Consider the following 14,381-nt stretch of genomic DNA (forward strand, 5'->3'; position numbering starts at 1 on the left):
ATTAAACAATACTCATAAAACTTCATCAGTCATATTAATTGATGAAGTTTTTTTTTTGCCGGATTATGAAAAGAATAATTTTACTCAGCCTGTTTTTTGTATTCGCATTTGCGAATATTGCTATTGCACAAACTAAAGTGAGCGGAATTGTTTTGGATAAATCGAATCAGCCTGTTCCGTTTGCCAATGTTGTTTTTAAAGGATCAAATACAGGAATCGTTTCTAATGAAGATGGACGTTTTTATCTCGAATCGCCAAACACTTATACTGCATTATTAGTTACTTCTGCCGGATTTTCTGATAAGGAAGTTCCGTTAGAAAAAACTGTAAATTATGAATTTAAAATTGTTTTAAGCGAAGCCGAAGCACTAAATGAAGTTGTAATTTTTACAGGTAAAACATCTAAAAAGAATAATCCTGCACTGGATATATTGAGAAAAATTTGGGAAAGAAAACGTAAAAACGGTCTTTATCAATTCAATCAATATCAAATGCAAAAGTACGAGAAAGTTGAATTTGACATGAATACAATCGACAGTGCTTTTATGAAGAACAAACTCTTTAAAGGAATGGAGTTTGTATTTAAGCATGTGGATACTTCAGATGTTACCGGAAAAACGTATTTGCCAATTTTTATTAATGAATCGGTTTATGATGTTTACGGCGATAACAAATTAAAGAAGGTAAAAGAGAACATAACCGGAAATAAAATGTCTGGTTTTAATGGTAATCAGCAGATTCTTTCATTCGTAAAAGATCTTTATACTGATTATAACATTTATGATAATCATCTTAAGTTTTTTGATAAGAGTTTTACAAGCCCGCTTTCAAGAACCGGAATTGATGTTTATAATTATGTTTTAAAAGACAGTGCATTTATAGATAAAAAATGGTGCTATAATATTGTTTTTTATCCAAGGCGTAAAAATGAATTAACCTTTAAAGGAGATTTTTGGGTAAACGATTCTACTTTTGCAATCAAGAAAATTAATATGGGCGTGACTAAAAGTGCCAATATTAACTGGGTAAAAGATATTTATATCGAACAGGAATTTGAGGTAGAAAATGACTCTGTTTTTCTATTAACCCGTGATTATATGATGTCTGATTTTGCTTTGAATAAAAAAGAAAAATCAAAAGGAGTTTACGGAAAACGTACCACTTTATACCGAAATCATCAATTCAATATTCAAAAGCCAGAGAAGTTTTATAAAGAAGAAGTCAATTTTATTGATAATGCTGTTTATGACCGACCACCTGAATTTTGGGAAGAAAATCGTTTTGAGAAATTAAATAAAGACGAAGCAGGGATTTATAAAATGCTGGATACTTTGCAAACCGTCAAACGATTTAAGCAATTGTATAGTCTCGTTTCGATTTTAGGCAGTGGTTATGTCGAATTTAAAAACTTTGATTTCGGACCAATATTCTCCACATTTGGCTATAATGAAGTCGAAGGTTTAAGGATTAGAGCAGGAGGAAGAACCTATTTTGGACCAAATGATCCATGGCGTATACAAGCTTATACCGCTTATGGTTTTGATGATAATAAATTCAAATATGGAGTTTCAGGAAAGTGGATGGTCGATAAGAAAAAGCGATTCATTATTTCTGGAGGAAATAGGCGGGACGTCGAACAGATTGGTGCCAGTTTAACCACAACAAATGATATTTTAGGTCGAAGTTTTGCTTCTTCAGCCTTGTTTACAACTGGAAGTAACGGAAAATTAACGAACATTAATTTGAGTAATATTTCATTTGAAATGGAACCGATGAAGAATTTTGTTGTTCAGGCGGGTCTGTCTTATAGAACTTTAGAATCTGCTTCTCCTACTTTTAGTTTAGATTATTATACCACTTTGCCAAGTCCTTCAAATCCTGCGGGTGTCGTTGCAAGTAAAGTGACACAATCTGAAGCTAATATTCAGTTTGAGTTTATGCCAAATCGTAAAACTATTGGTTTTGGAGTAGAGCGTAATCTTGTAGATAGTCCTTTTAGTCATTTCTTTGTAAACTTTAGTTATGGATTAAAAGGAGTTATGAATAGCGATTTCGCTTATGAAAAAATTCAAATCTTTTACAAACAGCCTATTATTATAGGAGCGTTAGGAAGATCAAATATTATTCTTGAAACCGGAAAAACCTTTGGTACAATTCCGTTAGGATTAATGAGCGTGATTCCTGGTAACCAGACTTATTTTACAATCGAAAATACGTTTAGTAACTTAAATTTCTATGAGTTCATAACAGATGAGTACACAACTTTGCAATGGAATCATGATTTTGGAGGAAGATTATTCTCCAGAATTCCATTTATGAGAAAACTAAACTGGAGAGAATTTGTAGGTGTAAAAGCAGTTCACGGAACCATTTCAAACGCTAACAGAGCAATAAATGCTTCAGATCAGCCTTACAACGCACCAGAAAATGTATATTGGGAATATAACGCCGGAATAGGAAATATCTTCAAAGTATTCCGAATCGATTTCTCTTGGAGAGGAAGTTATTTAAACACACCAGATGCCAATAAATTTGCAGTAAAAGGATCTTTCGGATTCTATTTCTAATTTTTTTGTCAGATCAAATAAAGCGAAAGCTATTTAATAATCTCGCAAAGACGCCAAGCCGCTAAGTTTTTAATTCTTTGCGTCTCCGCGTCTTTGCGAGATTCTTTTTTATTTAATTTTGAACAGACTTAAATCAAAGTTATGCAAGAAGCAATCGATTTTCTATCAACCAAAAATCCAATATTTCAGGAAATCATCGAGAAATACGGATTACCTCCAATCCCGAAACGTCCACAAGGTTTCGAAACATTGGTATTATTGATTCTCGAACAGCAAGTTTCTATAGATTCGGCGAAAGCCACATTTTTAAAAATAAAGGCCTATACCACTTGTAATCCAGAAACGATGTCAGTTTTAGCAGATGAAGAATTTAGAAATCTTGGTGTAAGCCGTCAGAAAACTAAGTATATCAAAATTCTTTCAGAAGCGGTTTTAAGCAAAGAATTAGATATTGAAAGTTTAGCAGCAAAATCAGCAGAAAAAGTTCGGGAAGAGTTGATAAAGCTCAAAGGAATCGGAAATTGGACTATTGATATTTACCTAATGTTTTGCCTTCAGGAACCAGATTTGATTCCGTTGGGAGATATCGCAGTCGTAAATACAATCAAAGAATTACTTGATATTCATGATAAACAAGAAATGGAAATTCATGCTAAACAATGGAGTCCGTATCGATCTTATGCTACATATTTACTTTGGCATTATTACTTAAACAAGAGAAATAGAAAAATTACATATTAACTGTTTGTTATTTAAAAGAAAAGTGCGTAGATTAATGGAGTTTTTTATTGTAAAAAAGGATTCTTTAGTTACTTTTGCAATCGAAATTAAGAAATAATAAAAAACGAAAATGACCGCAGACAAACTAACAACTTTCGATGTATTGATCGAAATACCAAGAGGAAGCAGAAATAAATATGAGTACGATTTTGAAATCAAAAGAATGCGTTTCGACAGAATGTTATTCTCTTCAATGATGTACCCTGCAGATTACGGATTTATTCCGGAAACTTTAGCTCTTGATGGTGATCCACTTGATGTATTGGTTTTGATAAACGAACCAACTTTTCCAGGATGTGTTATAGAAGTAAAACCAATTGGTGTTTTCCATATGGCTGATGATAAAGGACCAGACGAAAAAATCATTTGTGTACCAGTTTCAGATCCAATCTGGAATTCATTAAATGACCTTTCAGATATTAACGGACACTTATTGAAAGAAATCGAGCATTTCTTTCAGGTTTACAAAGATCTTGAAAATAAACAAGTAGATGTAGAAGGTTGGGGAGATGTAAACGAAGCATTTGCAATTATTGCTGAGTGTACTAAGCGTTTTAACGATATTGAAAACAAACCAGAAGGATTATTTAGTATTAAATAATTTTTACCGTATTCTATTATAAAAAAAGCAATACTCCGTCAGGAGTATTGCTTTTTTGTTTAAATTCGTTTAGTTAGTTTATTGACTATTAACCAAAACCACTACTATATTATGAATGCATTTATGATTTACTTGCCGATCGCGATGGCAATTATAGGATTACTTTTCATGGGAATAAAAAGGACTTGGGTTTTAAAACAAGATGCTGGTGATGGCAAGATGAAAGAGATTTCAGATCACATTTACGAAGGTGCTCTCGCATTTTTAAAAGCCGAATATCGATTATTGACTTTTTTCGTAATTGCTGCTAGTTTAGTTTTAGCCACAATTTCTTTTATCGTTCCTACCACACATATATTAATAGTTGTAGCTTTTATTTTTGGAGCATTTTTCTCGGCTTTAGCTGGAAATATGGGAATGAAAATAGCCACTAAAACAAATGTTAGAACAACTCAGGCTGCCCGTACAAGTTTGCCACAAGCTTTGAAAGTTTCTTTTGGCGGTGGAACAGTAATGGGACTTGGTGTTGCAGGTTTGGCGGTTTTAGGTCTAACAGGATTCTTTATTATTTTCTTTCAAATATTCATGAATGGAGTTTGGACTTCATCTGAAGATATGACTAAAGTTTTGGAGACATTAGCTGGATTTTCGCTTGGTGCAGAATCAATTGCATTGTTCGCCAGAGTTGGTGGTGGAATCTACACAAAAGCAGCCGATGTTGGTGCTGATTTAGTTGGTAAAGTTGAAGCCGGAATTCCGGAAGATGATCCGCGTAATCCTGCTACAATTGCAGATAACGTTGGAGATAATGTTGGAGACGTTGCCGGAATGGGGGCAGATTTATTTGGTTCGTATGTAGCAACAGTTTTGGCTGCAATGGTTTTAGGAAACTATGTGATCAAAGATATGGGCGGAAACATTCAGGATGTTTTTGGCGGAATTGGGCCAATTTTACTTCCAATGGCAATTGCTGGTTTCGGAATTTTATTCTCGATTATTGGAACTACATTGGTAAAGATATCTGATGACAATGCCAAAGAAGCGCAAGTACAAAAAGCTTTAAATATAGGAAACTGGGTGTCGATTGTTTTAACTGCGATTGCCTGTTTCTTTTTAGTACAATATATGTTGCCGGAAACCATGCAAATGACTTTTTTTGGAGAAGGTTCTAAAGACATCTCATCAATGCGTGTTTTCTATGCTACTTTGGTTGGATTAGTAGTTGGTGGAGCTATTTCATCGGTTACAGAATATTATACAGGATTGGGTACGAAACCAGTTATGGCAATTGTACAAAAATCATCTACAGGTGCAGGAACAAATGTTATTGCAGGTTTGGCAACAGGAATGGTTTCTACGTTTCCGACGGTATTGTTGTTTGCCGCAGCAATTTGGATTTCGTATGCTCTAGCAGGATTTTACGGTGTAGCTTTGGCAGCTTCGGCAATGATGGCTACTACAGCAATGCAATTAGCGATTGATGCTTTTGGACCAATTTCAGACAATGCAGGAGGAATTGCCGAAATGAGCGAATTACCAAAAGAAGTGCGTACCAGAACAGATATTTTAGATTCAGTAGGAAACACAACTGCGGCAACCGGAAAAGGTTTTGCAATTGCATCCGCAGCATTAACATCTTTAGCATTATTTGCAGCGTATGTTACCTTTACAGGAATTGATGGAATTAATATTTTTAAAGCACCAGTTTTAGCGATGCTTTTTGTGGGTGGAATGATTCCGGTAGTTTTCTCGGCTTTAGCGATGAATTCTGTTGGAAAAGCTGCAATGGATATGGTTTATGAAGTACGTCGTCAGTTTAAGGAAATTCCGGGAATTATGGAAGGAACCGGAAAACCGGAGTACGGAAAATGTGTTGAAATTTCAACAAAAGCCGCTTTACGCGAAATGATGTTGCCAGGAATTTTAACAATTGGTTTCCCGATTGCAATCGTATTGTTAGGTAAATTAGTTTACGGAGATAATAATCAGTTAATAGCTGAAATGTTAGGAGGATATATGGCTGGAGTTACAGTTTCAGGAGTACTTTGGGCAGTTTTCCAAAACAATGCTGGAGGAGCTTGGGACAATGCTAAAAAATCTTTTGAAGCAGGAGTGATGATCAATGGAGAAATGACGTACAAAGGCTCTGATGCACACAAAGCAGCAGTTACCGGAGATACAGTTGGAGATCCTTTTAAAGATACTTCCGGACCATCAATGAATATCTTAATCAAACTAACTTGTTTAATTGGGTTGGTAGTTGCACCAATTTTAGGAGAAGGACATTCTTCAGGCATGGCAGAAAAGGGTTCTTGCTGTGTTAAAATGGAAATGCATGCTGGAGGTGTTTCTAAATGCGGAGATATGTCAGGAATGACCAAAGAAGAATGCGCTAAAATGTGCAAAGAAAAAGGTTGTACTGCCGAAGAAACTGCAAAATGTTTAGCTCACTATGATGCAAACGGAAAATATGTACACCAAAAAACAGATTGTTTTGATACTACTAAATACAGTAAAAACAAACTTGAGGTTAATTTATCGACTGTAAATGGTGTAACCGTTGGAACAGTAACGAAAACAGAAAACGGTAAAACAACTACCGAAGTTTATGAAGGAACAGAAGCTGAAGTAAAAGCAAAAATTGAAGCTGCGAAATAAAGAATAAAAGCTTTGTCAAAGTTTTAAACTTTGACAAAGCTCTGCAAACAAAAAATGCCTCTAAATTATTTAGAGGCATTTTTTTATTCGTGTAAATCTGTAAAGTTTGTGTTTCTAAAACAATCCGTTCAATTCGGCATCAATTCTATTAATGATGTTTCCTAAATCTTCTGGATTATCAACGAAGTTAATATTGTCAACATCGATAATTAAAAGTTTTCCTTTGTTATAAGTCTGTATCCAGGCTTCGTATCTTTCGTTCAAACGGCTTAAATAATCGATCGAAATAGAATTCTCATATTCACGTCCGCGTTTGTGAATTTGTCCCACTAAATTTGGAATAGAGCTTCTTAAATAGATTAATAAATCCGGAGCTTTTACCAGAGATTCCATTAATTCAAAAAGAGAAGTGTAATTTTCAAAATCACGACTTGTCATTAATCCCATCGAGTACAAGTTGGGAGCAAAAATGTAAGCATCCTCATAAATAGTTCTGTCTTGGATAATTTTTTTACCACTTTCACGAATTTGCTGTACTTGGCGGAATCGACTATTCAAGAAATAAATCTGCAAATTAAACGACCAGCGCTCCATTTGATGGTAAAAATCGTCCAGATACGGATTGTCAACTACGTCTTCATAATGAGGCTCCCATTTAAAATGTTTCGCCAATAATTTAGTTAAAGTAGTTTTTCCTGCGCCTATATTTCCTGCTATTGCTATGTGCATTACGGTATTACGATTTTATAATTTGTGATTTCTTTAGATGTAAAAATAGATAAAATTTGGTCTTTGTAGCAGAATTTGTCAAACGATTTTTTTAAAATTTCAATTTCATAAACTGCATCCGAGTTTGATTTGCTAATATCTTTAAAATACAACAAATTAGCTTTGCTGAAAATATATTGTTGAGGACTAATAACTTCAAATTTATCAAAATCAGCAACTTTTCCCAATGAAGTCACTTTCCCAAAAATATCGCAGGAAAAGAAATTGTTTTTTTTATCAATCCAGTAAAAAGTATTAAAATCGGTTTGGCAGTATTTTATTGCTTCTGTTAACGGAGTAGAAACCGTTTTGTATTCATTTTTGAGATAATCAAAAAGTCCAATTTGTTGATTCAAAGTGTTGAAAATCCACAACTGATTTTGGGTTGACATCCCAATCGCACTTACAACAATTGGTGTATTGTTTAATGAAAAATTAATTTCGGTCATTTTATTCAGTTGATTGTCTAATAAGACCACGCTATTAAAATCTTCATAAAACAAAACTAGTTTTAAAGGATTCTGGAAATCAACTTTCGAGATTTCTCCCAAGGAAACATTTTTGTATTCAAAGATTTCTTTTTCTTTGATTTTACTGAAGACATTGTTTTTTATCTGGTAAGAAAAACCAAAAGAATCGTAACCTAAAAACTCATCAACATCTGTATTAAAGTGAGAAATTTGAGTAGTCTTCATTTTTCCTATCTGTGCTGAAACAGATAGAAAAGAGCCGGTAAGAAAAAGTAGAAATAAAAGTTTACGCACCGTTTTGCTCATGAGATTTGGTTTTCTAAAAGAGCCAAATTACAAAAAACAAAAGTAAGAAGGTACTTAAATAGGGCATATTTAGATGATTTTGTTTTTTGAAGCTTTTTTAATGTAATGGTCTTAATAATAAGCGGTTTAGTCTATATCATAAGGGCATTGATATATTTAACTTTTGGGATCTTAAAATTAATAATACATTTGAATGTAAGTTTTATCGGATTTGCGCAATTTAAAAGAAATACAATGAAAAATATAGTTTTATATATGTCTTTGATGCTTGTTTTTGTACAGGCTCAGGCGCAGAAAGATTTTCAGGGAATGGCTGTTTATGAGTCAAAAACGCAAGCGCCTAAGTTTGAAGGCATGCGTGGTAATCGTGATATCACACCCGAAATGCAAAAGAATATGGAAGAGCGAATGAAAAAAATGCTGGAGAAAACTTTTATTCTGAACTTCGACAAATCATCTTCTATATATAAAGAAGAAGAAAAACTCGAAACTCCCGGGCAACAAGGTGGCGGAATGAGAATCATGATGAACTCGTTTATGGGTGGCGGCGGAACTTTTTATAAAGATGTAAAAAGTAAATCGTACACAGTCGATAAGGAATTTATGGGAAAAGAATTTTTGGTGGTAGATTCTTTGCCGAAATTAAACTGGAAACTAGAACAGGAAACCAAACAAATTGGCGGATATACTTGCTACAAAGCAACAGCTGTAAAAGAACCAAGCAAAACTGATTTTAGAAATTTTAGACCAAAAAATAAGGATGATAAAAAACCTGAAGAAAAGAAAGACGATGTAAAGAAAACGTCGGGGGAAACGAAAACCAATTTTGAAGATAATTTTGAAATGCCAAAAGAAATTGTTGTCACAGCTTGGTATTCGCCAGAGATTCCGGTGAATCAGGGACCGGAGAATTATTGGGGTTTACCTGGTTTAATTCTTGAAATCAATGATGGAAAAACAACCATTTTATGTTCAAAAATTGTTTTGAATGCAAAAGATAAAGTTGAAATAAAATCCTCTAAAAAAGGAAAAGTGGTTTCGCAGAAAGAATACGATGACACTGTAATTAAAAAAATGGAAGAGTTTAGAGAAATGAATCGCGGGCGCGAAGGCGGTCCCGGAGGTGGTCCTGTTATGATCAGACGATAAACTTTAAGCACATTCATCTTTAGATTTTTTCCAATGAAAAATATACTCCTTTATGTCATTTTTTTAATGACATCGATCTCTTTTGCTCAAAGTGTTCGTTTTGATGGTTTCATTCAGGATGAACAAAAAAATCCGTTGGAAATGGCCAATATTATGGCTGTAAATACGGCTACAAAAGCAATGGATTCTTATGGAATTACCAATGATAAAGGAAAGTTTCAACTGACTTTAAAACCAAATACTTCTTATTCGGTTAAAGTGAGTTATCTCGGAATGAAATCTAAAGAAATTGCAATTTCTACTAAAACGGAGAATATTGTCCAGAACATTGTCATGGATGATACCGGAATTGAATTGGAAGGTGTTGAAATTGTGCGTGAAATGCCAGTTTCGATAAGTGGTGATACTATTGTCTACAATGCAGATTCGTTTAAATCAGGAACGGAGAAAAAACTGGAAGACGTCTTGAAAAAGCTCCCAGGAGTTGAAGTAAATGCTGATGGTGAAATTGAAGTTGAGGGAAAAAAAGTCAGCAAATTAATGGTTGAAGGCAAGGATTTTTTTGATGGAGATACCAAGTTAGGCGTTAAAAATATCCCTGCAGATGCGATTGATAAAATTCAGGTTTTAAGAAATTATAACGAAGTTGGTCAATTAAAAGGTCTCGAAAACGATCAGGATAATGTTGCGATGAATATTAAACTGAAAGAAGGGAAAAAGAACTTCTGGTTTGGAGATGCAACCGCCGGAATTGGCGTTGGAGAACTGGATAGTCGTTATATTATTAATCCTAAACTATTTTATTACAGTCCAAAATACAGCATTAATTTAATTACCAATTTTAATAATATTGGCGAATTACCTTTAACGGCTCAGGATTATTTCAAATTCACAGGCGGATTTAAAAATATGATGAAAAAGGGCGGAAGCAATTTTAATGTTTCTTCTAATGATTTGGGAATTTCGGTGTTGAGAAATAATCGTGCAAAAGAAATCGAAACGAAATTCGGCGCAACCAACTTTTCATATTCGGTTACAAAAGCATGGAATATTAGCGGTTTCGGAATTCTTTCGACTTCAAAAACAGATCTTGAAACCAAATCACAAACTACAATTTTAGATTCGGGAGATGAGCAAAAACGTGATGAATTGACGCATCAAAAAAACAATCTTGGACTTTTTAAATTGAGTTCGACTTACAAGCCAAATGACAAGTTTCAGTTTGATTACGACATCTTAACCAAATTATCCAAACAAGATGAAGATACGGATTTGTTGAGAGAATCTGTTGTAAATAATGCTTCGACGCTGGAAACGATTTTGACGAATAAAAAGCAAGATCCTACATCCATAAATCAAAATTTGAGTTTGTATTATACCCAAAGCGACAAGAATATTTTTGCTTTTGAAATGCAGCATTTGTATCAGGACGAAAACCCGTTTTATAATGCCAATTTAAAAACACAACCTTTTGATTTATCCGGATATACTTCAGGACAACAAAGAAATGATCTGAATCAGGATCGCTTTGTAAAAACAAATAAATTGGATGCTAAACTGGACTACTATTATATGGTAACGCCAAAAAGCAATATCAATGTAACTTTAGGAAACACGTATTCGTATCAGGATTTTAATTCTCATATTTTTCAAATGTTAGATAATGGAGATAGAAATGATTTGAATGATCCACAAAATAACAATCAGGTTAATTATAATTTTAATGATGCTTTTTTAGGCTTTCATTATAAGATATTGACGGGAAAATTTACGTTGACACCCGGAGTAAGTGTGCATTCATACGCAATGAAAAACACACAATTAGGTACTGATTATTCTCAGAATTTTGTAAAAGTCTTACCTGATTTTTTTGCCTTATATCAAATTAAAAAAGCAGAAACGTTGACGTATAATTTCTCTTTGACAAATGATTTTACAGATATTAATCAGTTGGCTTCGGGTTATGTTTTGTCTGATTATAGTAGTTTGTTTAGAGGAAATCGTTTCTTAGAAAATGCAACTTCGCAAGTACATTCGTTACGTTATTTTAAATACAATATGTTCAATTTTGAGAACATTTTTGCCAACGCAACTTATACTAAAAAAGTAGATGCGATAAAAACGGCGGCAGATTTTACGGGAGTCAATCAATCATCAACACCTTATAATTCTAATTTGGCAGACGAAACTTTCTCCGGAATGGGAAATTATGGTCGTTCTTTCCTGAAGAATTATAAAGCTTCGATTAATGCAAGTTTGAATTGGTCAAAGTTTAATAACATTCAGAATAATGTTTTGGCAACAACGGAGAGTTTTAGTCAAAGTTATACGGTCAAAGCTTCAACAAACTATAAAAACCTGCCTAATATTGAGTTTGGTTATAATGCTTTGATCAACAAATACAGCGGTTCAACCTATTATACAGACAAACCTTTTGCGAGGTTAGATTACTATTTTTTGGATAGTTTTTCGTTTGTTTCAGAATATGAGTTTTACCATTATTATAACGGAAATAAAACGGTTGATAATGAATATGACTTCTTAAATGCAAGCTTAGTCTACCAAAAAAAGGACAGTAAATGGGAATATAAAGTTTCGGCAACTAATTTGCTAAATACTAAATATCTCAATGATGACAGCTTCTCGCAGTTCTCGACCAGAGTTTCGCAATACACTGTTCAGCCTCGTTACATTATCTTTTCGATGAAATATAATTTATAGTATTTTCAGTACAAACTTTGCGTTTTGATGATTGTTTTAGTAAAGAAAGAAATATCTTTGTGTTTCTATTAACAAACAAAATTCTAAGCATGCGTAATTTTATATGGAGTTCCTTAATGATCTTTTGTTTAATATCTGTTTCTTATTCTCAAACAAAAGGAATTGAAAAAGGATCTTATCTGTCTACAAACAAAGGTCAAAAAATCAAATTAAATTTATTAGAGGATAATAAATACGAACTGGTTTTTTATTCGGGAGAGTATAAGATAAAGGGAGATTCGTTATTATTCTCTCAAACTGTAAAATCAGGTGCTGCTTTTGACGTAGCATTTAAGAATGATAAAGAGGCTAAAAAGGTTAAAATTAAGTTTATAGATCCTGCTTATTACACATTTTATATTGGTACACAAAACGGAACGGAACCTGTTCAGTACCAAAAAATAACTGATATTAGAACAAAAGTAGATCCTGAGTGGGTACAAATTGATTTGGATTTTGAGATTGATCGCGTTGACTTTTTGTATTTGGTTTATGAAGATTATCAGGGCGAAAGCAAAATTTCGAAATATGCTTTGCCAAAAGAAGCTTCAGAAGTAACGGTAAAATATGAACTGGATGCTTTAGGAGATATAAATATTTCAGGTTATTTTGATAAAAAGACAAATGAGCTGATGATTTCTGAGCAAACAGGAAAGAATCCAATTGCATTTGTAAATGCAAAAGATGCTCAGCCTGATAAAACTTCAAACATAATTCCTCTTGAAAATAAAACGGTTTCAAACTGGACATATCCGGGGAAAGAAGCTCTTGTAAAGAACGATTTTGGTTTAGAAGTAGCAGTTGATAACGCTTATGCGGATGTGCCTGCACCTCCTAAGGTTGATTTTAAATTCAAAATAGAAGATAATTTAAAGAAAGCAATTACTGCTACAAAAGATTCTAAAAGTAAATTTTTGATAGTTGCTGTTGATGGTAAAAATCCTTTGGCGAAAGCTGATTTTGATACTTTTGTTAAAGATCAGGAAACGCAAATTGGATATAATATGTATGAAACATACGACTCGCAATATGATTTGTTCAATTATTATTTGGCTAAAGCCAATGATAAAAAATGGTTGAAGACTAACAAGATTCAGGATAATCCAAGTCTTGTTGTACTAAATGGTGATGGAGTGGTTTTGGCGACTATAAAGGCTAAATTGACAGACAAACAATACCAATTTAATTACTATGATGGTTTCGGTAAAAAGCTGAAAAGAGTAAATGCGTTTTATGATTTCAGTAAAGTATTGAATGATAAAAAAGCAACAGATGCCAATTTGATTTCGGCGTTTAATAAAGTATCAGCTCTTGAAGTGCCTTACGAGTACGAAACAACTGAAAATGATTCAACCGATTTTAAATTTGTAAAAGTTGATTTAGACAAAAAAACGGTTGATCAAACCTGGAAAAAATTAATTGAAGCGCATCAAAAAGATACAAAACCGAATATGTATTTGGTAGAAACAATTTTGAAAGAGATTAAAAATCAAGGTTTTTCGAAACAGTTTTTTAAAGAAGACAAAGTTTTGAATGATACCGATTTTCTAGCTGTAGATTATTTGATAAAACATTATGACGCTATCGATACGGAACGATTAACGTTTAATGCTATAGAAGGAGAAACACATGCAATAGGAAGTTTGAACACTGAAATAACAACAGCATTACAACAGAATAAATATATTGCCGAAGACAAAAGTACTGGCGATGTGAATCAGAGTAAAGTAATATCAGTTTATAAAAAACTAATAGCTGCCAATAGAGCAAACTATGAATGTTACCAAAATTACTTTACTTATTTAGAAGAAGCCGAGGATAAAGATGGTTCTAATACCACCTATTTAAAAGAGTTTAGTTCTTATTTTAATACTCATTTAACTGGTAAGGGAAGTGCAATTGAACAATTGGATGCAATGTATTCTGGTATAGACACAAGTTCTGATTATTCGTATAACGGATGGGCTACTTTCAAAGAATACCATTCAAACTTATCCAATTCTGCAGCATGGTCTGTAGTTTTGAAACCGCAGAATTCTAACTTTTTAAAATCTGCAATTGGTTGGTCAGAGTATAGTTTGGTTGTAAACAAAAACAATCCGTATTATTTAGATACTTTGGCGCAGTTATATTACAAAGACGATCAAAAACAGAAAGCAATCGAAACACAAACATTAGCTGTTAAATATTTAACTGCCGAAGTTGAAGAAGAAACAGCTACAGAAATTAAAGAAACACTGACTAAAATGCAAAACGGAACGTATTAAGAAATACGTTTAAAGTAAAATAAAAAAGAGGCTGTCTAAATAAATAGACAGCCTC

At 33.3% G+C, this 14,381-nt stretch carries 9 protein-coding genes; 7 read left to right on the plus strand and 2 right to left on the minus strand.

The window, feature by feature from the left end:
* Window positions 1-65: 65 nt before the first annotated feature.
* From LPB88_RS00970 to LPB88_RS00985, 4 genes are all read left to right on the plus strand, one after another.
* Entirely contained in the window at window positions 66-2,567 is a 2,502-nt protein-coding gene (locus LPB88_RS00970) for a DUF5686 and carboxypeptidase-like regulatory domain-containing protein (RefSeq protein ID WP_230711952.1), read from the plus strand.
* Between the two features lie 141 nt (window positions 2,568-2,708).
* On the plus strand, window positions 2,709-3,308 hold the full coding sequence (locus LPB88_RS00975) for a DNA-3-methyladenine glycosylase (protein WP_230711953.1): 600 nt from the start codon (window positions 2,709-2,711) through the stop codon (window positions 3,306-3,308).
* A gap of 109 nt (window positions 3,309-3,417) precedes the next feature.
* A complete protein-coding gene (locus tag LPB88_RS00980; protein ID WP_026983866.1) occupies window positions 3,418-3,948 on the plus strand; it encodes an inorganic diphosphatase in 531 nt (176 codons plus the stop codon).
* Window positions 3,949-4,059: 111 nt separating this feature from the next.
* Complete coding sequence (locus LPB88_RS00985; RefSeq protein WP_230711954.1) at window positions 4,060-6,606, plus strand: sodium-translocating pyrophosphatase; 2,547 nt, start codon at window positions 4,060-4,062, stop codon at window positions 6,604-6,606.
* 114 nt (window positions 6,607-6,720) lie between these two features.
* Here the strand turns inward: LPB88_RS00985 and LPB88_RS00990 are convergent, their stop codons facing one another.
* Both LPB88_RS00990 and LPB88_RS00995 read right to left on the minus strand, forming a co-directional pair.
* Window positions 6,721-7,335 (minus strand): deoxynucleoside kinase, encoded by a 615-nt coding sequence (locus LPB88_RS00990; RefSeq protein ID WP_072970398.1) that lies wholly within the window; start codon window positions 7,333-7,335, stop codon window positions 6,721-6,723.
* Window positions 7,335-8,069, minus strand: coding sequence for a hypothetical protein (locus LPB88_RS00995; RefSeq protein WP_370635796.1), 735 nt, complete (start codon window positions 8,067-8,069; stop codon window positions 7,335-7,337). The genes LPB88_RS00990 and LPB88_RS00995 overlap by 1 nt, the downstream gene beginning before the upstream one ends.
* A 315-nt stretch (window positions 8,070-8,384) precedes the next feature.
* Between LPB88_RS00995 and LPB88_RS01000 the strand changes: the two genes are divergently transcribed.
* The 3 genes from LPB88_RS01000 (at window position 8,385) to LPB88_RS01010 (ending at window position 14,326) form a co-directional block, all read left to right on the plus strand.
* The gene (locus LPB88_RS01000; protein ID WP_230711956.1) at window positions 8,385-9,299 is read left to right on the plus strand and encodes a GLPGLI family protein; all 915 of its coding nucleotides are present in this window, start codon (window positions 8,385-8,387) and stop codon (window positions 9,297-9,299) included.
* Between the two features lie 33 nt (window positions 9,300-9,332).
* A complete protein-coding gene (locus LPB88_RS01005; RefSeq protein ID WP_230711957.1) occupies window positions 9,333-12,020 on the plus strand; it encodes a carboxypeptidase-like regulatory domain-containing protein in 2,688 nt (895 codons plus the stop codon).
* A gap of 89 nt (window positions 12,021-12,109) precedes the next feature.
* Window positions 12,110-14,326, plus strand: a complete 2,217-nt coding sequence (locus LPB88_RS01010; RefSeq protein ID WP_230711958.1) for a hypothetical protein — start codon at window positions 12,110-12,112, stop codon at window positions 14,324-14,326.
* The last annotated feature ends 55 nt before the right edge of the window (window positions 14,327-14,381 follow it).

Source organism: Flavobacterium sp. JAS, from assembly GCF_020991455.1.
In the GTDB taxonomy this organism is placed as follows: Bacteria; Bacteroidota; Bacteroidia; order Flavobacteriales; family Flavobacteriaceae; genus Flavobacterium.

Excerpts from the sequence above, each read along its gene's own strand:
- LPB88_RS00970 (WP_230711952.1), top strand. The coding sequence starts at position 66 with ATGAAAAGAATAATTTTACTCAGCCTGTTTTTTGTATTCGCATTTGCG.
- LPB88_RS00975 (WP_230711953.1), top strand. The coding sequence starts at position 2,709 with ATGCAAGAAGCAATCGATTTTCTATCAACCAAAAATCCAATATTTCAG.
- LPB88_RS00980 (WP_026983866.1), top strand. The coding sequence starts at position 3,418 with ATGACCGCAGACAAACTAACAACTTTCGATGTATTGATCGAAATACCA.
- LPB88_RS00985 (WP_230711954.1), top strand. The coding sequence starts at position 4,060 with ATGAATGCATTTATGATTTACTTGCCGATCGCGATGGCAATTATAGGA.
- LPB88_RS00990 (WP_072970398.1), bottom strand. The coding sequence starts at position 7,335 with ATGCACATAGCAATAGCAGGAAATATAGGCGCAGGAAAAACTACTTTA.
- LPB88_RS00995 (WP_370635796.1), bottom strand. The coding sequence starts at position 8,069 with ATGAAGACTACTCAAATTTCTCACTTTAATACAGATGTTGATGAGTTT.
- LPB88_RS01000 (WP_230711956.1), top strand. The coding sequence starts at position 8,385 with ATGAAAAATATAGTTTTATATATGTCTTTGATGCTTGTTTTTGTACAG.
- LPB88_RS01005 (WP_230711957.1), top strand. The coding sequence starts at position 9,333 with ATGAAAAATATACTCCTTTATGTCATTTTTTTAATGACATCGATCTCT.
- LPB88_RS01010 (WP_230711958.1), top strand. The coding sequence starts at position 12,110 with ATGCGTAATTTTATATGGAGTTCCTTAATGATCTTTTGTTTAATATCT.